The sequence below is a fragment of the Bacilliculturomica massiliensis genome, from assembly GCF_900605495.1.
Taxonomy (GTDB): domain Bacteria; phylum Bacillota; class Clostridia; order Peptostreptococcales; family Anaerovoracaceae; genus Bacilliculturomica; species Bacilliculturomica massiliensis.
In genome coordinates, this window is the sequence record NZ_LR027601.1 from 269,839 (window position 1) to 290,255 (window position 20,417).

At 56.1% G+C, this 20,417-nt stretch carries 19 protein-coding genes; 15 read left to right on the plus strand and 4 right to left on the minus strand.

Annotation, left to right across the window (positions count from 1 at the left end):
• Positions 1-86: 86 nt before the first annotated feature.
• From E0E37_RS06285 to E0E37_RS06295, 3 genes are all read left to right on the plus strand, one after another.
• Positions 87-1,052 (plus strand): DUF4261 domain-containing protein, encoded by a 966-nt coding sequence (locus E0E37_RS06285; protein ID WP_246019645.1) that lies wholly within the window; start codon positions 87-89, stop codon positions 1,050-1,052.
• 102 nt (positions 1,053-1,154) lie between these two features.
• Positions 1,155-2,261 carry a suppressor of fused domain protein gene (locus E0E37_RS06290; RefSeq protein WP_130862132.1) on the plus strand — a complete coding sequence of 369 codons (1,107 nt, stop codon included), beginning with the start codon at positions 1,155-1,157 and terminating at the stop codon, positions 2,259-2,261.
• A 108-nt stretch (positions 2,262-2,369) separates the two neighbouring features.
• Positions 2,370-3,119, plus strand: coding sequence for a suppressor of fused domain protein (locus E0E37_RS06295; RefSeq protein WP_246019646.1), 750 nt, complete (start codon positions 2,370-2,372; stop codon positions 3,117-3,119).
• Between the two features lie 10 nt (positions 3,120-3,129).
• Here the strand turns inward: E0E37_RS06295 and E0E37_RS06300 are convergent, their stop codons facing one another.
• On the minus strand, positions 3,130-4,440 hold the full coding sequence (locus tag E0E37_RS06300; protein WP_130862133.1) for a metallophosphoesterase: 1,311 nt from the start codon (positions 4,438-4,440) through the stop codon (positions 3,130-3,132).
• Between the two features lie 166 nt (positions 4,441-4,606).
• Between E0E37_RS06300 and E0E37_RS18850 the strand changes: the two genes are divergently transcribed.
• The 5 genes from E0E37_RS18850 to E0E37_RS06325 all read left to right on the plus strand — a co-directional run bounded on the left by E0E37_RS18850 (position 4,607) and on the right by E0E37_RS06325 (position 9,006).
• Positions 4,607-5,761: an immunity protein Imm33 domain-containing protein gene (locus E0E37_RS18850; protein WP_130862134.1), complete on the plus strand. Its 1,155-nt coding sequence runs from the start codon at positions 4,607-4,609 to the stop codon at positions 5,759-5,761.
• A gap of 126 nt (positions 5,762-5,887) precedes the next feature.
• The gene (locus tag E0E37_RS06310) at positions 5,888-6,217 is read left to right on the plus strand and encodes an MGMT family protein (protein WP_130862135.1); all 330 of its coding nucleotides are present in this window, start codon (positions 5,888-5,890) and stop codon (positions 6,215-6,217) included.
• A 19-nt stretch (positions 6,218-6,236) separates the two neighbouring features.
• Positions 6,237-7,358 carry a hypothetical protein gene (locus tag E0E37_RS06315; protein WP_130862136.1) on the plus strand — a complete coding sequence of 374 codons (1,122 nt, stop codon included), beginning with the start codon at positions 6,237-6,239 and terminating at the stop codon, positions 7,356-7,358.
• Between the two features lie 115 nt (positions 7,359-7,473).
• Complete coding sequence (locus E0E37_RS06320) at positions 7,474-8,310, plus strand: AIM24 family protein (RefSeq protein WP_165445238.1); 837 nt, start codon at positions 7,474-7,476, stop codon at positions 8,308-8,310.
• Between the two features lie 261 nt (positions 8,311-8,571).
• Entirely contained in the window at positions 8,572-9,006 is a 435-nt protein-coding gene (locus tag E0E37_RS06325) for a hypothetical protein (protein WP_130862138.1), read from the plus strand.
• An 87-nt stretch (positions 9,007-9,093) separates the two neighbouring features.
• Here E0E37_RS06325 and E0E37_RS06330 read toward each other — a convergent pair whose 3' ends face one another.
• Together E0E37_RS06330 and E0E37_RS06335 are read right to left on the minus strand one after the other, a co-directional pair.
• Positions 9,094-9,978 (minus strand): radical SAM protein, encoded by an 885-nt coding sequence (locus tag E0E37_RS06330; protein WP_130862139.1) that lies wholly within the window; start codon positions 9,976-9,978, stop codon positions 9,094-9,096.
• A 52-nt stretch (positions 9,979-10,030) separates the two neighbouring features.
• Positions 10,031-11,191: a DUF3089 domain-containing protein gene (locus E0E37_RS06335; protein ID WP_165445239.1), complete on the minus strand. Its 1,161-nt coding sequence runs from the start codon at positions 11,189-11,191 to the stop codon at positions 10,031-10,033.
• Between the two features lie 242 nt (positions 11,192-11,433).
• Between E0E37_RS06335 and E0E37_RS06340 the strand changes: the two genes are divergently transcribed.
• The 4 genes from E0E37_RS06340 to E0E37_RS06355 all read left to right on the plus strand — a co-directional run bounded on the left by E0E37_RS06340 (position 11,434) and on the right by E0E37_RS06355 (position 16,411).
• Positions 11,434-12,711, plus strand: a complete 1,278-nt coding sequence (locus tag E0E37_RS06340) for a WYL domain-containing protein (RefSeq protein ID WP_165445240.1) — start codon at positions 11,434-11,436, stop codon at positions 12,709-12,711.
• On the plus strand, positions 12,698-13,606 hold the full coding sequence (locus E0E37_RS06345) for a WYL domain-containing protein (protein WP_130862142.1): 909 nt from the start codon (positions 12,698-12,700) through the stop codon (positions 13,604-13,606). Before E0E37_RS06340 ends, E0E37_RS06345 begins: the two co-directional genes overlap by 14 nt.
• Positions 13,607-13,998: 392 nt before the next feature.
• The gene (locus E0E37_RS06350; RefSeq protein WP_130862143.1) at positions 13,999-15,099 is read left to right on the plus strand and encodes a slipin family protein; all 1,101 of its coding nucleotides are present in this window, start codon (positions 13,999-14,001) and stop codon (positions 15,097-15,099) included.
• Between the two features lie 106 nt (positions 15,100-15,205).
• Positions 15,206-16,411 (plus strand): RtcB family protein, encoded by a 1,206-nt coding sequence (locus tag E0E37_RS06355; RefSeq protein WP_130862144.1) that lies wholly within the window; start codon positions 15,206-15,208, stop codon positions 16,409-16,411.
• 6 nt (positions 16,412-16,417) lie between these two features.
• Here E0E37_RS06355 and E0E37_RS06360 read toward each other — a convergent pair whose 3' ends face one another.
• Positions 16,418-17,296 (minus strand): LysR family transcriptional regulator, encoded by an 879-nt coding sequence (locus tag E0E37_RS06360; protein WP_130862145.1) that lies wholly within the window; start codon positions 17,294-17,296, stop codon positions 16,418-16,420.
• Positions 17,297-17,522: 226 nt separating this feature from the next.
• On the opposite strand from E0E37_RS06360, the gene E0E37_RS06365 reads away from it, so the two are divergent.
• The 3 genes from E0E37_RS06365 (at position 17,523) to E0E37_RS06375 (ending at position 20,370) form a co-directional block, all read left to right on the plus strand.
• Positions 17,523-18,083 (plus strand): chromate transporter, encoded by a 561-nt coding sequence (locus E0E37_RS06365; protein WP_130862146.1) that lies wholly within the window; start codon positions 17,523-17,525, stop codon positions 18,081-18,083.
• Positions 18,080-18,658: a chromate transporter gene (locus tag E0E37_RS06370; protein ID WP_130862147.1), complete on the plus strand. Its 579-nt coding sequence runs from the start codon at positions 18,080-18,082 to the stop codon at positions 18,656-18,658. The genes E0E37_RS06365 and E0E37_RS06370 overlap by 4 nt, the downstream gene beginning before the upstream one ends.
• A gap of 152 nt (positions 18,659-18,810) precedes the next feature.
• Entirely contained in the window at positions 18,811-20,370 is a 1,560-nt protein-coding gene (locus E0E37_RS06375) for a CCA tRNA nucleotidyltransferase (protein ID WP_246019647.1), read from the plus strand.
• Positions 20,371-20,417 lie beyond the last annotated feature (47 nt).

Here is a 20,417-nt window from a genome sequence, read left to right on the forward strand (position 1 = left end):
TCAGGCGGCGCCGGGACGGGCATTGAGACCGGGCGCGGCTGCGGAGAGTGGAAAGCTGTGAAAGCAGGAGAGCGAATGGAGGTCGTATGTTCGGAAAAAAGATGAAAGAAAAAGCATTATCAGCGGCTGCGGAGGATGAAAGCCAACAGGCCGCGGAGGACAGGGCTGCTGGGAAAACGCCGGTGGAAGAAGAAGGAAGGGCTGCGGGAGACAACGGCTTCGCCCATATTTTCTGGATGAAGCTGCTCTTTGACCGAAAACCGGAAAAGCCGGAGACGGAGACCGTTCGGGCAGCCCTTGAAGAAAAATTCGGCGCGGTGGACGTCGTATCGGGCAGCTCGGAACTGGCCAGTTTTGCTATCCGGAAATATCCTGTAAAATACAGCGATGCGGAGGTACCGGCCCAGGTGATGCTGGCGGAGGTACGGGAGTTTCATCCAGAGTCCATATCGTCCATGCAGCGGTCTCAGCTGTGGAATGTGCCGGAGGGTCCGGAACTGCTGGATTCCTGCACGCACGAGCTGATGATCTCAGATTTTATGGCGGCGGGGCTGGATTACAAGGAGCGCTGCCGCATGCTGACGGAATGGCTGGACGCCGCGCTGGAGCTTTTTCCGGAGTGCAGGGCCGTGTGGGTCCCCACTGCGGAAAAACTGCTCACAGCCCAGGAGGTCAGGGAGTGTCCCGCGCATGACGGCTGCCGGTTCGTCTACGTGGCCGTAAACGCCAGACTGTTCAATATAGAGGGAACGGAGGACAGTGTGGTGGATACGCTGGGACTGTATGCCGTGGGACTTCCGGACGTACAGTATCACTACCACAGTCTGGATCCCAATCACGTGGTGAATCATGCATATAATGCGGCGTGTTATATTTTTGAAAACGACGCGCCCATCAAGGGAGGCGAGACCATTGACGGGATCGGCCCGGACGGGGCTCTCAGCAGAGATATTCAGTGGAGATGCCAGTATGAGATGGCGTTGGTGGGTCCGGAACGGGAACTGATGGATATTTGTCCGGGGGAATATGCGGCGGGCGGCCGGACGCTGTGACGGCGGGAAAACCGCCGCAGGGAAGAGGCCGCAGGCGGACTGAAGGTATGCCGAACGCATGAGACTCCGGACATAAGGACCGGTGAAAGTGAGGAGATCAGTATGATATTCGGAAAACGAAAGAAGGCTGCCGAACCGGTGATACTGGCGGAGGATCAGTCGCCTGTCTGCAATGTACAGGCGTTTGTGGAGGACAACGGATCCTGCGTCTATTTTTATCTGTGGTTTGATCCGGGAGAGGAGCGGGGCAGGATCAAAAGCTGCTGGGTCTGCAATCGGGGACCGGCTCCGCAGGAGATCGACGGCGAAGCAATGGATCAGGGCAGAGCGCCCATGATGCCGGCGGAATTCGTGGGCCATGATCCGGAAGGAACAGAGCTTTCCGGAGAGCTTTCGGTGGTCTGGTTCGAGGAGGGAGACGCGGCGGCGCTGTTGGAGGACGGCAGGCTGATCGCGGTGATCCCCGGCTGGTCGGGGGAGGGCTTTTACGGCTACTCCAGATATGCCAGGGGACAGGGGCCCTTCGCCTGGGAACTGGATCAGGCGGAACGCGTTCTGCAGGAGCGGACAGATCGCAGCAAAAAATATTGGGAATATATAGATGGCGATTATTGGGAAGAACTGCAGGGAAGGCTGATGGACGCGCTGAGCAGATTTTTTGGCGAGTATGAAAATTACTATGCCATAGACGGCGGACACTTTCCGACTAAGGCCTTGGTCACCGGCCGGAAGAACGGGGTGCGGTACGCTGTCACCGCCGGAACCTGCGCGCTGGTCCAGCCGCTGGTGGAACAGTATTTTCAGGAGAAGGCGGGGGATTTCCGGCGTATCGAGCTGGGATTCGCCTGCCGGGAGGACTCGCTGGATGAGGAATCATACAGAAAAGCGCTCAGCTATGTTTCCGGTCAGACGCAGCTGCCGTGGGGCGTCATCTCCTGGCTGGGACACGGCCATACGATTCCCTGCGATGCGATCGACGGTTTCGCGGCGGTCATGCTGCTGAACGCGGCGCAGATGCCGGAGCTTCCGTCGCCGGATTACGGCTCTTTTATGGGCGAGCGGGTCAACCTGCTGTGGATGGTGCCGCTGACCGCGGATGAGTACCAGCAGGCCCGGCAGCTGGACCTGGGATCTATGATGGAACGGTGCCGATGCAGGCTGGAAGAACTTGCTGTATTTGACGGAAAAGCGAAATTCAGCGGGGACTGAAGAGCCGGGCCGGCTCGCATCTGGGCGGCAGGCTGTCAGCAGGATAGCCTGTAACGGATCAGAGGCCGGCGGCTGGTCAGGTGGCGCGGAGAAGGAGGGCGCAGCTGTATGAAAGATGATTGGGAAAAAAGGAACGAAACGGTGTTGGATCCCAAACGGGAGCTCGATGAGATGGAATCGGGGAAAGCTGTGAAGACGGAGGGTTGGGAGGCCATTACGCAGGCCTTTGAGAGGATCTATCCGGAGCAGAATAATCCGCTGCATTTTGGCACGCTGATATCCTGGATGCTGGGCGGGCCGGATCCGCTGGATGGCATCAGCGTCTACGACGGCGGAGATTTCTGGCATTTTGTGACGTATGGTTTTTCGGAGCTGTACGATAAAGAGTCGGAGGATCCGGAGCGCAGCGGTTATGGGTTTGAGCTCACCGTGAAATTGAAAAAGTCTCCGGAGGCCATGAATGCCGCCTGCGAAAAGGGCGCGGAGCATGGCCCCGGTCCGGGACGGTACGTACCCGAGGGAGACGACGAGATCCGGGGAATGGCGGGGATCCTGCAGGCCCTTGGACGATATGTCTTCGAGAACGGAGCTGTTTTGCGTCCCTTTGAATACATCTATACGGGACAGGAAAACGGCATGGATCCCCAGGGCGCGTCGAAGATCACCGGATTTATCACTGTGGCTGACGAGGCGGGAAGTATACGCACGTCAAACGGAAAAGTGGAATTTGTACAGCTGATCGGCGCTACGGACAGGGAATTGAAAGCCGTTATGGATGGAAACGTGAGCGTTGCAGAACTGACCCGGCTTCTCGGCGGCACCGTGACAGATTATCTGCGGGGCGATGTGACGGGATAAGGCGCTAGCATCAGGCCTGACCGGTGAACGTGATATTTATTACCACGATCTCGCTGTCGGTGAGGATCCGCATGTTAGGCCCCCAGACTCCTACGCCGGAGGTGACGATGGAGTACATGCCGTCTGTTTCCAGCATACCGCAGGGATTTTCCCAGAGCAGCGGCATCAGCAGGTTGGCGGGAAACATCTGGCCGTCGTGAGTATGGCCGGATAGCGTCAGGTCGACGCCGGCCGCAGCCAGGGCGGAGAGGTCCCGGGGCTGGTGGTCCATGACGATGACGGGGAGAGAGACTGCAGGATCCTGAGTTTTTCGCAGATCGTTCATCAGTACTTCGACGGATTTTCTGGGACCGGCGCCGTCCCGCTCCGAGCGGTCCCGGCGGCCGGTGAGGTAAAAGGAATCGTCGATGAGGATCGTTTCGTCCCGAAGCAGACGGATTCCGGAAGCGGTGAGAAATCTCTCCATCTTTTCTCTGCCGTCGGCGATGTTCTCTCGTTCTCTTTCGCTGAGATGAGGAAAGGTGAAACCGGCCAGCAGCCGTTCTTCTACATCGTGATTGCCGGGGCAGGCGTACACGCCGCAGCGGCTCTGTATACCAGACAGGATCCTTGCAAGCCGGTCAGGATCGTCCAGGGCCATGTAGGAATTGTCGAAGATGTCTCCGGCGATACAGACCAGATCGGGATGCTGCCTGTTGATCAATTCTGTCATGCGCTCCATCTGACCAGTGCCCACGCTGTAGCCCAGATGAAGATCTGCAGCCAGCACTACCCGCAGTGAAGTTCTGTCCGCAGGTTTATCGATAGAAACGCTGTATTCCGTGACCTTGATCTGAGCGGCGTGATGTACGCCGTAGATGCAGATCGCCAGAATGCAGCAGGAAAGCAGCAGGCCTGCGGCTGCCAGACGTCTGTCAGACCATCGGCGGTACCCGGCATTCTGTTCGGCCCGGCAGCTTCTGCTCCTTCTGGCCTGGTCAGATAGTTCGGCAGTGTCCTGCGCCCAGCCTGTCCGCCTGATCCTTCGGAGCAGGGTCAGCGCGCGGACTGTTCCGTCCGCCGCCAGGATCAGCAGAGACGTATAGAGCAGACAGCCCAGCCAAAAACAGCTCAGCCAGGAGATAAAACGTTGGAAGTCTGAGGCGGGCAGAAGAAAGGCTGTGAGGGGAGAGAAAGAGATGAAAGCGCAGCAGACCCACCAGGCAGTAAAAAAGCTTTTGCTTTTCCACACTGGACGGCAGGCGCACAGCCAGCGCAGAATGTGATGAAACACGTAATAATTCAAGATCAGATAAAGGGGGGCGAGCAGCAGTGCCAGCATGGTACGGATCTCCTTCCGGGCGGCGTTTTGCCGCCTTAGCTTATTGTACTCCAGTAAACTCTAAAATAACAGAACCAAAGGACTGTTTTTTGCCGGGAAGAAACCGCGGACTGATGGTGGATCAAGCAGCCGGCTCTTACAGGACGCCGAAAGATAAGGAGAAGAAATGGATAAGGAAAACAGGCTGGATATTGACCTGGGCGGTGCGGCCGGGGACGATACGGCGCGCATTCTCGAAGATCTGCAGCATTTTTGTGAAAATTATATTTACTGTGGAAAGGAAAAACGGGAGTGGGAGGACGAGGAGGAAGGGATGGGTCCGGCTCTGCGGAAATTCACGATGCTGCTCAGCGGTATTGCTTCCTGCCGGAAGGTGCCGGGCATCGACGGACCGGTGCGTCTCTCCCAGCTGGTCAAGTGTGAAACGGAGGAAAAGGCCGCGCAGGCCCGGGAGCATCTGAGACGTATGTACGGGGTGACAGATGCCCAGTCTCTGGCTGAAGTCTGCGCAGAGATGTTTCGATCGGGAGAAGAATACGGGCAGTTTCTCAGTTTCTGGCGGGGCGAACCTGTCTTTGACGAATCTGATCTGAATGAGGACGGCCTCAGGGCTTTCAGCACGTGTAAACACTACGCCGGACTGTTCAAGAGCTTCGTGCTGGACAAAGGCTTCTTCGCCTGGGACTGCAACGAGAGGATCGGATTGTGCCGCATTGCCTGCGCCTGCGGCATCATCTCGGAAGAGGAGTTCTTTGATCTGTGCCTGCCTCTGGGACGGCAGGCTGCGGCGATTTACAGTTCATGGGATGAATATGCCCTGAGCTGTCTGTGTGGGGCGGTCTATTTTATGTTTAGCCAGAGCGGGCTCAGCGATAAGGGACTCTATGGTTTTTATGAGATCAACCGCAGAATTCTTTCAAGTCTGCTGGAGCCGGACGGCTTCTGGGAGAGAAACCCATGGCTGCAGATCCCTGAGAAGAAATGGGCCGTTCCGCCCTCGGAGATCAGAGAGCTGTTGACGGACTGGGAAGAAGCAGAGGGCTGTCTGGCTACGGATCGGATCATGGTAGACGGCTGTCCCGTGGGCTACATGTACCGTGAGGAACCAAACGACAGCGTACCGGACAGCGGCTGGCGCTTTTTCGCGGGGGATGAGTCGGATGAGTACGCCAATGATCCGGACAATGTGGGTGTCTACCATCTGAATACCCTGTGCAACTGCGATCCGGATATTATACCGCTGCTTCACGCGCCCTGCGGAACCGCTTATTACAGAGATGAAAACGGCGTTTTTCAGCGTGAAGAACTGATCCGCAGATAACAAAGAGAACGCGTTGGGGCCGGCGGCGGACAGCGGCAGAGCAGAGAGCGGCGAAAGACATCGTGACGGAGCAGAACGCCGTACTGCGGGCAGGAGAAAGGGGGCGGGCAAAGTACAGTGGAAAGTATGTTTCAGAAGGTATACGCCATCGTGAGGGAGATTCCGGAGGGCAGAGTGACGACCTATGGAGAGATCGCATGCATGTTGGGAAATCCCCGCCTGTCACGGGCGGTAGGATACGCGCTTCATGGGAGTCCCGAAGATCCTGGGCTCCCATGCCACCGGGTAGTAAACCGATTTGGAGAACTGTCCCGGGCTTTTGAGCATGGGGGGATCAACGAACAGCGGCTGCTTCTGGAAGGGGAGGGCGTGCCGTTTACAAAGGAAGGAAATGTAGACCTGGGGCAGGTTCTGTGGACAGGAGCAGAGCAGGAGAGGGAGCGGGAGAGTGAATAAAAGAGCCGGCATAATTTTTGTGATTCTAGTTTATACGGCCATGGGCGCAGCCTGTGGGTATGTGGGGATGACCTGCAGCCGGGATCAGCGTTTTCTCGGAGAAGGAGCAGGCGGCGGGCTGCTGACGCTGGGTCTGATGCTTTTTCTCTTTTCAGCGGCTTTTTATGTGCAGATCATCCTTCACGAAGGGGGGCATCTGGTCTGCGGATTTCTCAGCGGGTACCGTTTCTGTTCCTTCCGTATCGGCAGGACGCTGCTTGTCCGGGGAGAGCGCGGAGGGCTGGTCCGCAAGACGTTTACGGTGGCGGGCACAGGAGGACAATGTCTGATGGAACCCCCGCGCTGCAGTCCGGAGGAGATTCCCTGCCTGCTCTACAATCTGGGAGGCCCCGCGGCCAATGTGGCCGCTGCCGTAGTCGGCGGCCTGGTGTATCTGGCGTTTCCCCACATTCCGGTCCTCTCGGTTTTTGCGGCCTTTCTGTCCGTGCTGGGACTGGCTCTGGGTTTGCTGAATTTCGTGCCTATGAAGGTGGGGGGAGTAGCCAACGACGGATACAACGCCGCTGTGCTGCGCAGGGCCCCGGAGGCCCGCAGAGCGCTCTGGATCCAGCTTGCGATCAATGCCGAGATGACGAAGGGGAAGCGGCTGAGAGATATGGACCCGGAGTGGTTCGTGCCTTCCGGGGGAGCGGAGGACAGCGAAGCGCAGGATCCGCTGCTCTGTGCAGTGGAGCATTACCGCTGTGAATATCTGCAGGACCGGATGGAATTTCAGGCGGCGGAAAAAGCCTGTGGGAAGCTTCTGCGGTCGCCGGGCCTCATGGATCAGCAGCGTTTTGAGCTTCGGTGTATGATGCTGTTTTTCGAACTCATCGGTCCCTGTCGACGGGAGAAGATCGATGCCCTTTACACGAAAGCATTGAAAAAATATATCAAACAGACGGAATGCTATGTGTCCAGACGGCGCCTGACATATGCCCTGGAGCTGCTTGACAAGAGGGATGAAAGGGCGGCGGAAGAGGCCCTTGAGGCCTTTGAAAAGACGGCGGAGAGGTATCCATACGCCGGAGAGATCGAGACCGAGCGGGAGCTGATCGAAGTGATCCGCAGTTGCCATGAACAGCGGGGTATGGTACGATAATCTCATGCAGAAAACGACACATTATGTCGAAAAATGCGTATCTGATTACAGACAGCCGGGGTATCCGGTACGGGAGATCGAGCGGGAAGACCGCGGGAAAGGGAGGCAAACACACATGCAGAGCGCCATCGGGACGAGAGAGAATATTACCATCATTGATTCGGCGGAATTTGGAGGGACGAAGATCGAGATCATGGAGTATCAGAAACTCCTGGGATCCACCAATACCAGGGGGGCCATAGATCTGTATTACATGGAAAAGCAGAATATGAAAGCGAGGCAGGTGGCTGTTTATCTGAATAACGACAAGGTGACGGTCGAGCCGGGAGCGATGAGTTATTTCAAAGGGCAGATCGAAATGATCTCCGGTGTGAACATGGGGAATATGCTGGGAAGAATGTTTTCCAGCGCCACCACGGGGGAAGCCATCGCCCAGCCGGAGTACAAAGGCACGGGCGTGGTGGTTCTGGAACCGTCGTTCAAGCATTTTCTGCTGCTGAATATAGAAAATGAAGATATTGTAGTGGATAAGGGAATGTTTTACTGCGCCCAGGGCAGCGTGGAAGTGAAACCCATCATGCAGAAGAACGTGTCTTCCGCTCTGCTGGGAGGAGAGGGCATTTTTCAGATCGAACTGCGGGGCACAGGTCTGGTGGTGCTGGAATGCGCGGTGCCCAGCTGCGAGATCGATGTGATCGAGCTGAATAACGATACGCTGCGGGTGGATGGAAACTTTGCCGTTCTGCGGTCGGGCAATATCAGTTTCACTGTGGAACGTTCAGCCAAGACGCTGATCGGCTCCGCCGTCAGCGGCGAAGGCCTGGTGAATGTGTACAGAGGAACCGGTACGGTGTGGCTGGCGCCCAGCATCAAGATCTACGATACGATCAATATGGGCGGGGGCAGTACGGCCAGCATGAATATGAATACCAGCAACAGCAAGAGCAAGTAGCTGCGGATTATACCTTGATGGCCTGCGGCCAATCATGGTCCAATGACCGCCTTCGGCAGTCATTAGACAGATTCTGTGCACGGCGGACGCCATGTGCGGATTATACCTTGATGGCCTGCGGCCAGTCATGGTCCAATGACCGCCTTCGGCAGTCATTAGACAGATTCTGTGCACGGCAGACGCCATGTGCGGATTATACCTTGATGGCCTGCGGCCAGTCATGGTATAATGTGGGTAGGGAAAGGGAGATAGGAGGGTGATATGGATGAAGAAGTCAGAGGTATGATGGAGCAGATTTTGCAGAAGGTCTCGGTCATTGATGATCGCACACGAATTCTGCAGGAGGATGTGGCAGTGCTGAAGAGCGACGTTGCCGGATTGAAAGGCAGAATGGACAGGGTCGAGGATCGGCTTGACGAGCTTGGGGAGAATGTCAAGAATGTTCAGCTTGCTCTGGAAAATGAAGTGTATTTCTCGATACGCACCATTGGCGAAGGACACGCAGACATCATGTACAAGCTGGATGATCTGATCAAGTATCAGGGGAAGAATGAGACAATGCAGCTTCGCACGCTTAAACTTGAAGCAGATATGCGAGATCAGAGAACGGACATTGATGTTTTGAAAAACAGAGTGGAAAAGCTGGGAAGATTTTACGAAAAGATCGTTGCAGCCAATCCGGAACTAGCAGTATAAGAGAATAGGAAGAACGAACAAAAAACCGTCTGGATCGGGAGGTGTGCAGGCGGTTTTTTTTATGTGCGGAAAAGACTGCGAGATGGGTCATAGAGCCAGCAGCTGTTCGATAGCCTGCAGCATGGCGGTCTTCTGATCCGGCAGACGGCCCTGGATGGTATATTTGCCTAAAACCGTAGTGTCCATGTAAAACGTGTTGCGCAGAGTCAGGTTTTGAAGCAGTATACGCTCCTCCAGCAGGATCTCCCAGGGTTTCATAGGCTGAAATTCTCCGCGGTCCGCCTGCTGCGCTAAAGGCGTATCCGGCCACAGCTTCAGAGCCAGCGCCCAGATCTGTTTTGGATGGGTGAGGTTCAAAAGACGAGCGGTGTCGATGGCGTGGAGATCGCTGTACGCCTTGCCGCCCAGCCCCGGAATGATGGTGAGATAGTAGCCGATCGACGCCTTGTCCAGCCGGGAAAGCCCGTCGCGGATATCGAAAGCTGTACACCCCTTGTTGACCATGTTCAGTACGGTGTCGTTTCCAGATTCGATACCGATATGGAGATCCCGCAGACCATTTTCCCACAGCAGGGAAAGTTCCTCCGGCGTCTTGCGAAGTACGTCGTCGATACGGGCGTACATGGAAAAGGCAGAGAGAGAAGGAATGTAATACTTGGCGCGTTTCATGACGGCGAGAAGATGTTCCGTGCTCAGGCAGAAGGCATTCTGACCGAGAAAGAACATTCGGCAGGCGTCCGGCTGCAGCTGCCGCAGCGTTTTTAAGCGGTATTCTATCTGGTCCATGTCTGAGATCTGATAGAGATCTTTAATAAAGTCACAGAAGGTGCATTTGGCCCAACTGCAGCCCCGCGCCACCTCCAGCAGGGCGCTGCCTTTCTCGCTGGGAGGCCGGTAGATCTCCTCGGTGGAAAAGATGGAAGCGTAGAGAGCAGAACGGTCCGCCTGTTCGGTTGAGTTTGTGGTTGTCATAGATACACCTCGTTTCTCTTTCGTGCTGCCTGATACGGTCTGCCATGGACCGTTATTTTACGGACCCCGGCTGTTGGCCCCGGGCTGCCAGCCAGGCGTCGGTCCGCAGCTGCGCGTTCTGCCCCAGGCTTGTATAGTAAAAGGCGATGTCGTAGGAATGGTATACTCCGGTAGGAAAATACAGCGGATTTTTTCCTTTAAATTCATCCCGGTCTACGGAGGTGCAGATCACGGTCCCCCGGGCGGTGTTTACGGCGGCGTCAGCCAGACCAGACACCATTTTCATCTTCCCGTCCACCTTGATATAGGATCCGGGATTTCGGTCCGCAGGCGCGGGCGTCTCTCCGCGGGTCCAGCTCAGAGGATTGATGGCGATAGAGCCGGGCAGCACGGTATTGTTCGTGCCGTCGATCTCCGGAGCCTCGGTGTTGTAGGAGATGATCACGCCGGTATCCTCCGCTCCCTCGGCAAATCTCAGCCAGGGGTGTTGGGCCAGATCCTGCTCTGTGACAGAGTATCCGATCACATAGGCGGCCACCATGCGCGAGTAGATCTCGGGATTTTCTTTCATGTATCCGAAGAGCAGTTCTTTGACCACGGCGGCTCCCTGGGAATGGCCGACGAGAATAAAAGGCCGGCCCTCATTGTAATGCTCAATATAATAGCGAAAGGCCGCTTCCGCGTCTGCTGCCGGCACGCCGCCGAAGTAGCCGCCCCTGGTCTCCGGGGGCTGATCGAGTACGAAGGCCACGGCGACCTGCCTGTAATAAGGTGCGAAGAGATTACCCACCTGTTCGAAGGCGGTGGCCTGCTTTTTCGCATTGCTTTTTGCAGTGGAACGCATTTTTTTCATGTCCAGGCTGCAGATCGGATAGTCGGTGGCTTTTTTTATGCTCCAGGAGGTGGGATACAGATAGAACACATCCACCGGCTTGTCGCAGTTCTTCGGCAGAAGCAGCCAGTTGTCTTTTTTGGAATAATCGCCGGGAGTGATGCGGTCGCCGGCCACAGGCACGCCCTGCGGCCCGGATCCGTTCTGCGGAGCTTCGCCGCCAGTGCCGGGATCGGAGACTGTGGTCCCTGACCCGAAAAGGCCGTTTCCGGGCATGCCGGCGGCGTCACAGCCAGACAGCAGGCCTGCAGTCTGCGTACAAAGTATGATAGCGATCAATATTCCTGTGATAGTGATCGTTTTTCGCTGATTCTCTCTCATCTTTTCTCCCATAGACCGGCGCCGGCCCGCCGGATTCTCCCGGACAGCTTTTTCGGAGACTTTATCCAGGTCTTTCTTTACCGCTATTATAATACAAAAGTTTATTACTGCGTCTAAAAATTATGCGTATTTGCAGGCTTTCGGGCAAAACAGGAAAAAAGCGGCGGAAATCATGGTCAAGACCTTCTGGGTGAGATACAATGTAAGATGCCATAAAACAAGGGAAAGGAATGGGGGAGGGCATGAGCGAATACAGCGAGTTGATCAAACACCTGGGCAAGATACGGGACTATATGCGGGATTTTTACGTATTTGGATTTCGGTCCAGAAGCCAGCTCTCCGGGAGGAAGGGAAAAAGCGGCAGAAGCTACGATAATGAGAGACGGCGCATCGAAAGTTATCTCAGCGATTTCATGGCTTTCCGCCAGGATAAAAACGGAAAGAGCATTTTTCTGTCTGTGGACAGCGCGGCGATTCCGGAAAATCCTCTTTACAGGGCGTTTAAGGCAAAAACTTTCACAAAGAACGATATTACGCTGCATTTTTGTCTGCTGGACCTGCTGGCCGACGGAAAAGGGTACACGGCGGCCCAGGCGGCGGAGGAGATCGACAGCCGCTGTCTCAGCGCCTTCGGAGAACCAGTGGTGCCGGATCTGTCAACCGTACGCAAGAAATTGATCGAGTACGAAAAACTGGGGATCTTTCGGGCGGAGAAAAACGGGAAAACACAGTTATATTTTCTGAACGGAGGGGAGGATACGGCAGGAGAGGATCCCGGGATCAGCCCCCAGGCGCTGGCTTTTTTCAGCGAGATGTCTCCGCTGGGTGTGGCGGGCAGCTATATCATGGACAGGGACGGGGTGAGGAACCGGATCTTTTCATGGAAGCATCACTATATCATGCCGGCCCTGGACAGCGAGATCTGCTTTCTGCTGGTACAGGCCATGCATGAGAAGCGAAAGGTGATCATCACCAATGAAAGCCCCAGACGCGGCGGCGGGGGTCAGCTGGAGATCGAGATACTGCCTCTGAAAATACTGATCAGCCTGCGAAACGGCAGACGCTACGCCGCGGCTTATCACATGGGACGCAAAGCGATTCTGACTTTTCGGCTGGATTATATTAAATCTGTGCGCTTGGCAGAAGAGAGCGGCGAATTTGACATTCTCAGGAAAAAAACGGAGGAGCTGCTCAGGCAGAGCTGGGGGGTGTCCCTGGGAAGACAGAGGGAACCGGAGCATTTGACGATGCAGCTTCGGATCGAGGGCCATGAGGGATATATAGCGGATCGGCTGCGGAAGGAGGGAAAGCACGGTGTGCTGCGGCAGCTCTCAGAAACCGTATGGCAGTACGATATCGACGTCTGGGATCCATCGGAGATGCTTCCCTGGCTGCGCACCTTTATCGGGCGTGTTCTGCGGCTGGACTGCACAGACCCGGCGGTGACGGAGATATTTTACAGGGATATGGAGCTGCTGTACGAGTCCTACGGCATAGGAGGCGGCGATGTTTTTTCATGAGATATACAATACTTATTATCTGGCCGTAGAGCGGATGATCCGGCAGGCCGCCTCCGGGATGCTGGATGAAAAGAGCGCGTGGGAGATCGCCAGGGAGACCGCTTTCTCCGAGAGTTTTCTCTATATTTTGGATGCGGTCAGGAGCGAAACATGGCAGGTAGTCACAAAAGACTTCCGGACGCCGCTTCAAAATCTTCCGAAGCGCCCCCTCACAGATCTGGAGCGGCAGTGGGTGGCTGCGGTGAAACAGGATTCGCGCATGAGGCTGTTTGAACCAGAGACGGCGGGGACGGGGGCAGGCGCAGAGCCTGAGACAGATGTAAAGCAGGGAGCTGAGTCGGAAACGGCGAAAAGACGGGGGGCGGAGAAGGGGCGTACGTTTCCGCCGCTGTACAGTCTGAATGATTTCTACATAACAGATGCGCCGGGGGAGGGAGATCCCTATGGATCGCAGGAATACAGGGCCGTGTTCCGCACGGTGCTGAAAGCGGCGGAGGAAGGCGGTCCGCTGCGCATTCGTTACGTGAGCGGAAAAGGCCGGGAAAGGGAGGATATCTATCTCCCTCTCCGACTGGAGTATTCGGAGAAAGACGACCGATTCCGGCTGCTGGCGCAGGGGCGGCGTGGGTTCACGATCCTCAACCTTTCCAGAATAAAGGAATGCGTTCCGGAGAAGGAGGCCGCCGGGACAGACGCCGCTCAGGAGGAACTGCTGCGAAGAGGCCGCCGGAAGAACCGGAGCCGGGAATCGGCCGCAGGACAGGGAGCTGGGGATATACGGAAAGCGGCTGCAGGACAGAAGGTCGGAGGCGCGCATCTGTCGGAGCAGGGAAGCGCGGCCGGCACGTTCGGCCGGCGCAGGCCAGGGGCGGGGCTGTCTCTTTTACCCATCTAGATGGGGCTAAGAGACAAGCGTCCGGCCCGCATGAAAATGAATACCAGCACAAACCAGAGCAAGTGGAGTGGGGTTATACCTTGATGGGCTGCGGCCCATCCTGTGCCACTGAGCGCCCTCGGCGGCTCAGCCCGAGGGCCGGCCGCCGGAACGGCACGGGCGACGCAAACCTGAAAACGCGCATTCCCGCCCAGCCGAACTGCAGATACCGGGAGGAAGAAGTCGAAGCCGAAAGCGGCCGGGGAGCCGCGGTCTGAAGACCAAGGCCGGGGAAGGCCGCGCTTCCGCTTTGACGGACCCCTCTCTCAAGCAGTTCGCCGCGGGAAACGCGGGGATATTTCTCACGCCGCACTATTTTGAAAAGACGTTCCGGTCAGACAGGGGGAATTGAAATGACAACGATCACGATCAAAGAAAACCAGAGAGGCTTCCTCTTTGTAAACGGCACATTCGAGCGCATGCTGATGCCGGGAAAACACCGCTTTTTCCGCAGCGGCTGCCAGGTAAAGGTAAAGCTGGCTTCCGGACGCTTTCTGGACGAAGAATACGACATCGGCGTGTTTCGGAAGGATGAAAATTTCAGCAGAGAGATCGCGCAGGTGGACGTGGCAGATCAGACTATCGCGCTGCACTACATAGACGGAAAATTTGACGGGCATCTGACGCCGGGGGCTTACGCCTTCTGGAGCGTGTTTGAGCGCCACGAGTTCCGTGAGATCAGCACCGGAGAACCGGAGGTGAGCGCGGATGTGCCGCGGTTCATTTTCGACTGGCTGCCCAAGTCCCTTTATCAGGCGGTCAGGGTGGAATCCTATGAGAGGGCGCTGCTGTATTTTGATCAGAAGCTGCAGCGGGTCCTCAGCGAGGGCACGTATTACTTCTGGAACAATGGGACGAAGATCGACGCGCGGTTTGTAGATATCCGGCTGACACAGCTGGATCTGACTGGGCAGGAGATCATGACGCTGGATAAGGTATCCCTGCGGATCAATTTTGTATGCTATTACAAAATCACCGATCCGGTAAAGGTATGCACCGAGATCCGGGATCTGGACCGTCAGATCCATATCCTGACGCAGATGGCGCTGCGGGAATACGTGGGCAGGTATCGCCTGGATGAGATCCTGGAAAACAAGGAACAGATCTCTGACTTCGTATATCGGAAGATGAAACAAAAGGAAGGGGAGTATTATGTGTCTTTCTCAGAGGCGGGCGTGAAAGACATTATACTGCCGGGCGAGATCCGGGATATCATGAATACCGTGCTTCTGGCGGAAAAACGGGCACAGGCCAATGTGATCACCCGCCGGGAGGAAGTGGCGTCCACCAGAAGCCTGCTGAACACGGCAAAACTGATGGATGAAAATCAGACGCTCTATAAGCTGAAGGAGCTTGAATACCTGGAAAAGATCTGTGAAAATGTGGGTACCATAACAGTTGGAGGCGGATCGGATCTGCTGTCGCAGCTGACGGCGGTGCTGCAGGGCGCATAAGCGCCGGTGGACGGCGCAGAAAGCTGTACAGATGAGAACGCCGGATTTTTGAGAAGAAGCGGGGGACAGAAAGGTTTTCTGGGGGATGGCGGAAAAGGAGGATGAAATGATAGAGATCAGAGGAAGATACAACCGGGCTGCAGTGTACGCCTGCGAACTTGAAGATACGGCGGCGGAACAGATCCGGACCCTGTGCGATATGGAATTTGCAGCAGGTGAGAAGATCCGGATCATGCCTGACGTACACGCGGGAGCCGGATGCACCATCGGAACGACGATGACCATCACGGACAAAGTGGTGCCCAACCTGGTAGGGGTCGACATCGGGTGCGGGATGGAGACCGTGCGGCTGAAAGAGCGTTCCATTGATCTGGAAAAGCTGGACCGTCTGATCTACGCCAGCGTTCCCTGCGGCTTTGCGGTCAGAAAAAATCCTCACCGCTATAACTGTTCCATCGATCTGTCCGAACTTCGGTGCGCGGCAAAAGTCGATCTGGACCGTGCGGCGAAGAGCATCGGGACGCTGGGCGGCGGAAATCATTTTATTGAGGTCGACCGTGACGACGAGGGCGCGCTTTATCTGGTGGTCCACTCCGGAAGCCGTCATCTGGGCCTGGAGACCGCGAATTTCTATCAGAGCGCGGGATGGGAAAACCTAAATGGATACGATAAGAACTCTATCGGAAAGCTGATCGAGGAATATAAAGGGGCGGGCCGGGAAAAGGAGATCCAGACTGCGGTGGAAGAAATGAAAAAACGGGTGATGACCCATATTCCCAAGGCGCTGGCCTACGTGTGCGGGAGTCTCTTTGAGGATTATATCCACGATATGAAGCTGGTGCAGCGCTTTGCCATGCTGAACCGAAAGGCCATAACCGACGAGATCCTTTCGGGTATGGATCTGACCGCGGAGGAGGAATTCACCACGATCCACAATTATATTGATACGGACGAGATGATTCTGCGAAAGGGCGCCGTGTCCGCCAGGGCAGGGGAAAAGCTGCTGATCCCCATGAACATGCGGGACGGCAGCCTGATCTGCACAGGGAAGGGAAATAAAGACTGGAATTGCTCCGCGCCCCACGGGGCGGGCCGGCTCATGAGCCGGGCGAAAGCAAAACAGCGTTTTTCCGTGGAGACCTTTGAAAAAGAAATGGAAGGCGTCTACACCACGTCGGTGAACCCGGATACTCTGGACGAGTGTCCTATGGCCTACAAGAACATGGACGCGATCATCAGTCAGATCGGGCCTACGGCGGAGATAGAAAAGGTCATAAGACCCATCTATAACTTTAAGGCGGGCGGAGAGTGAAAACGTTCACTCTCCGTCTTTTTGCGTCCATTTGAGAAAGTGTCTGGCCGCCTGTGAAATATAGGTGTCATTGCGGAAGACCACACAAATATCGGACTGGAGATCCTGACAGTGGATCTGCCGGGCCGTCAGGCTGTCTGTACGCAGCAGGGTGGAATGGGGGACGATCCCCACGCCCAGACCGCTCTCCGCCATGTGCAGCGTGGTTCGGGCATCATCATTGACACAGAAGAAGTTCGGTTTCAGCCCCGACTTGGTGAATGTGTCCGCCAGGATCTGTTCCCATCGCCGGTAGAGGATGAGCGGCATTTTAGCCAGATCTTCCAGGCTGACAGCTTCGGCGGGATCATCAGTCCCGGCCTGAAAAAAACCGGGCAGGCCAACGGCATAAAGCGATTCACGCCGAAGCCGTACGATATTCAGGTCAGCGGCGGCAAAGGGCGTTCGGACAAAGGCCAGCTCGGCCTGATTCGTGCGGACCTTTTCCAATAAGTGATAAGTGTCGTCCTCGTAGATCTGGATGCGGATATTTGCATGACTCCTGCAGAAAGGCCGGAGCCACCGGGCGGTGACAAATCCGCACAGAGAGGAAGCGATGCCCAGGCGCATGGTGCCGCCGGCTCCGGCCTGTATATCTTCCATCTCGTTTTTTACGGAGGCGCACAGATCCAGGATCGAACACGCCCGCAGATAGAACGTCCGGCCGGCTTCCGTCAGTCGGATCTGCCGTGTGCCGCGGTCGAAGAGCGGCACGCCAAATTCTTTCTCCAGCAATTGGATCTGAGTGCTCAGGGGAGGCTGGGACATGTGCAGGGCCTTTGCCGCCGCGGTTATAGTACCTTCGTTGACGACAGTCACGAAGTAGCTCAGCTGTCGAATATCCATGGGATCCTCGCTTTCGGTGAATCATTTTAAGAAATATGGGTCTCAACCGTGACCGGCAGGTCTCCGGGACCGGAACGGCGAACAGGGGGCAGGACCTTCTGCGGTCTCTCTTCCATACGAAAAACATATACTTATAGCATAAAACAAATATTTTTAATATACAATAAAAAATGCTATAGTAGTAGACAGAGATTTCAGGGAAGTAAGAGAAAAGAGGAGAACCCATATGCGTTCCTGTTGGAAATTGTTTTGGATCTTTGCAAAGATCGGTGTGATGACCTTTGGCGGGGGGTATGCCATGCTGCCGATCCTTCAGAGGGAGCTGGTAGAAAACCGGGGCTGGACTACAGATGAGGAACTGGCGGATTATTTCGCCATCGGCCAGTGTACGCCCGGCGTGATCGCGGTGAATACAGCCACTTTTATCGGACAAAAAAAGTGCGGCATACCGGGAGGGGTCGCCGCCACGCTGGGCGTGGTGTTTCCGTCGCTGATCATTATTTCAGTGCTGGCCGGTCTGATCTCAAATTTTGCGGATCTGCTGGTGGTCCAGTATGCTTTTGCCGGGATCCGGGCCTGCGTCTGCGTTCTGATTTTTAATGCGGTGAGCAAGCTCTGGAAGAGCGCGGTCAAGGATCGGCTGACGCTGATCATTTTCCTGCTGGTGCTGCCGGCAGCCTGTTTTCTGAATGTGTCGCCGGTGATATTTGTCATTCTGGCCGCTGCAGTGGGAATCGCGCTGGAACTGAAAAAAGGAGCGCGGAAGAGAGGAGGAGAGGAAGCATGATCTATCTGATCCTTTTCTGGGAGTTTTTCAAGACAGGACTGTTTGCCGTGGGCGGCGGATTGGCGACGCTGCCTTTTCTGACGCGTCTGGGAGAGAATACCGGTTGGTTTACGCACAGCCAGCTGGCCGACATGGTAGCGGTATCGGAGTCCACCCCGGGGCCCATCGGGGTCAATATGGCCACCTATGTAGGCTTTACGGCCGCAGGCGTTCCCGGCGCGGTCGTGGCTACGGTGGGGCTGATCACGCCGTCCATCATCATTATTCTGATCATCGCCGGATGCTTGAAAAATTTCAGGGATAACCGGTTTGTAAACTCGGTATTCACGTGTCTCAGACCGGCTTCGGCGGGACTGATCGCCGCTTCCGGACTGACAGTGGCCTCGATGGCGCTTCTGCACCTGCCCGGTGGGAGCGCCGGGGCAGGGATCCTGGATATACTGAATTGGAAGGCCGTCGTGCTGGCCGCGATTTTGTTTGTACTGACCACAAAGGTAAAGCGGACGAAGGGACTTCACCCCATCGTCTGGATCGTCGCCTCGGCTGTGGTGGGCGTTGTATTTCAATTTTCATAAGAGTGGAAAAAACGTCTGGAGTTTTTAAGACCCGGCGTTTTTTTATTCACTTGTGTGAACAAAGAATGGTACAATAGGGCAAAAGCGGGTTCATAAAAGAAGAAGGATCGCAGCAGACTATACAGATGACGTCTGATGAAGGGGAATGATAGATGAACGGCAAAGTGAAGAGCGCAGGCCCGGCATCTGCAGGCAGATGGGCGGAGCCCGGCGCTGAGAGCGTGGAAGAAATTATGAAAAAGTTTTTAAGCCCGGAGATGGAGACCGTGCTGCAGATTTTTGAGCGGGCCGGCATCGAAGCCTGTCTGGTGGGCGGCTGTGTGCGGGATTGTCTCATGGGAAGGCGGCCCGGCGATATAGACATTGCCACTGCCGCCAGGCCGGAGGATACGGAGAGACTGTTTGCGAACGCGGGGTTCGCCGTACTCAAAACGGGGCTGAAGCACGGAACGGTCACGGTGTTGGTGGACCGAGCCCGGCCGGGCAGAGATCAGACGGACAGAGACCGGCTGGACAGAGACGGGCCCAACAGAGACCGGCCGAACGCCGGCGGGCCGGACATGGAGCCTGCTTCTGAACGGGTCCCCGTTGAGATCACCACTTACCGGGTAGACGGCGCCTACTCCGATCACAGGCATCCCGACAGCGTTTTCTTTACATCAAAGCTGGCCGACGATCTGGGCCGGCGCGATTTCACCGTCAATGCCATGGCGTGGTCGTCCTGTCTGGGTCTCGTTGACCTGTACGGCGGCCGGGAAGATCTGAGAAACGGGATCCTGCGGTGTGTGGGCGAGCCGGAAAAGCGATTTCGGGAGGATCCTCTGCGGATCCTGCGGGGGCTTCGTTTTATGTCAAAGCTTGGATTTCGGCCGGAGAACAGGACCAGAGAGGCCCTGTTTTCGGAAAAGGCGCTGCTGCGGGATGTGTCGGCGGAACGGGTATTTGGAGAGTTGAAAAAAATTCTTGCAGGCAGACATGCAGAACCGGTTCTGATCGAATTCGGCGGGGTGTTGGGGGAGTTCATCCCTGAACTTTTGCCCATGGCAGGCTTTGATCAGCACAATCCCCACCACATCTACGATGTGTGGACGCATTCCGTAAAAGTCCTTGCGGCGCTGGATGAGGTGTCGGCCGACAGCGGAGCTGCAGAGGCCGGCGATCATCTGCGTCTGGCGGCGCTGCTCCACGACGTGGGAAAGCCCTCCTGTTATACCCGGGATCCCAGGGGGATCGGTCACTTCTACGGCCACGCGGCCGCCGGCGTGACCATGGCGGAGGAAATTCTGCGCAGGCTGAAAACAGACGCGTTTACCAGAGAAAGGGTCACGCTCTTGATCCGATACCACGATACGCCGGTCGCCGCAGAAAAGCGGCTGATCCGCCGCTGGCTGTCCAGAGTCGGACCTGAGGTGTTCGAGGAGCTGCTCATACTGAAACGGGCGGACAATATGGCGCAGAACAGGGCGAGATTTGACCGTCAGCCGCAGTACAGGGAGATCCAGAAACTTTATGCCGATACGGTGGCGGCGGGCGAGTGCTTTGCCTTGAAGGATCTGGCGGTAAATGGAAGGGATCTGATGGAAGCCGGGATACCCCAGGGGCCGGAAGTGGGCCGGATCCTGCGCCTTTTGCTGAGCGCGGTGGTAAACGGAGAGGAACCAAACGAGAGGGATGAGCTCCTTGCGTATGTGAAGCGCTGTCTGACGCTGTAAAAACCGCATATCCCGAGGACGCCCCCCGGCTCAGAAAACGTATAGAG

What these genes read in the sequence shown, in the direction of transcription:
- E0E37_RS06360 (WP_130862145.1), bottom strand. Translation starts at nt 17,296, where the DNA reads ATGGATATTCGACAGCTGAGCTACTTCGTGACTGTCGTCAACGAAGGT.
- E0E37_RS06285 (WP_246019645.1), top strand. Translation starts at nt 87, where the DNA reads ATGTTCGGAAAAAAGATGAAAGAAAAAGCATTATCAGCGGCTGCGGAG.
- E0E37_RS06375 (WP_246019647.1), top strand. Translation starts at nt 18,811, where the DNA reads ATGAACGGCAAAGTGAAGAGCGCAGGCCCGGCATCTGCAGGCAGATGG.
- E0E37_RS06370 (WP_130862147.1), top strand. Translation starts at nt 18,080, where the DNA reads ATGATCTATCTGATCCTTTTCTGGGAGTTTTTCAAGACAGGACTGTTT.
- E0E37_RS06320 (WP_165445238.1), top strand. Translation starts at nt 7,474, where the DNA reads ATGCAGAGCGCCATCGGGACGAGAGAGAATATTACCATCATTGATTCG.
- E0E37_RS06300 (WP_130862133.1), bottom strand. Translation starts at nt 4,440, where the DNA reads ATGCTGGCACTGCTGCTCGCCCCCCTTTATCTGATCTTGAATTATTAC.
- E0E37_RS06355 (WP_130862144.1), top strand. Translation starts at nt 15,206, where the DNA reads ATGATAGAGATCAGAGGAAGATACAACCGGGCTGCAGTGTACGCCTGC.
- E0E37_RS06330 (WP_130862139.1), bottom strand. Translation starts at nt 9,978, where the DNA reads ATGACAACCACAAACTCAACCGAACAGGCGGACCGTTCTGCTCTCTAC.
- E0E37_RS06340 (WP_165445240.1), top strand. Translation starts at nt 11,434, where the DNA reads ATGAGCGAATACAGCGAGTTGATCAAACACCTGGGCAAGATACGGGAC.
- E0E37_RS06295 (WP_246019646.1), top strand. Translation starts at nt 2,370, where the DNA reads ATGAAAGATGATTGGGAAAAAAGGAACGAAACGGTGTTGGATCCCAAA.
- E0E37_RS06365 (WP_130862146.1), top strand. Translation starts at nt 17,523, where the DNA reads ATGCGTTCCTGTTGGAAATTGTTTTGGATCTTTGCAAAGATCGGTGTG.
- E0E37_RS06350 (WP_130862143.1), top strand. Translation starts at nt 13,999, where the DNA reads ATGACAACGATCACGATCAAAGAAAACCAGAGAGGCTTCCTCTTTGTA.
- E0E37_RS06310 (WP_130862135.1), top strand. Translation starts at nt 5,888, where the DNA reads ATGTTTCAGAAGGTATACGCCATCGTGAGGGAGATTCCGGAGGGCAGA.
- E0E37_RS06335 (WP_165445239.1), bottom strand. Translation starts at nt 11,191, where the DNA reads ATGAGAGAGAATCAGCGAAAAACGATCACTATCACAGGAATATTGATC.
- E0E37_RS06325 (WP_130862138.1), top strand. Translation starts at nt 8,572, where the DNA reads ATGGATGAAGAAGTCAGAGGTATGATGGAGCAGATTTTGCAGAAGGTC.
- E0E37_RS06345 (WP_130862142.1), top strand. Translation starts at nt 12,698, where the DNA reads ATGTTTTTTCATGAGATATACAATACTTATTATCTGGCCGTAGAGCGG.
- E0E37_RS06290 (WP_130862132.1), top strand. Translation starts at nt 1,155, where the DNA reads ATGATATTCGGAAAACGAAAGAAGGCTGCCGAACCGGTGATACTGGCG.
- E0E37_RS18850 (WP_130862134.1), top strand. Translation starts at nt 4,607, where the DNA reads ATGGATAAGGAAAACAGGCTGGATATTGACCTGGGCGGTGCGGCCGGG.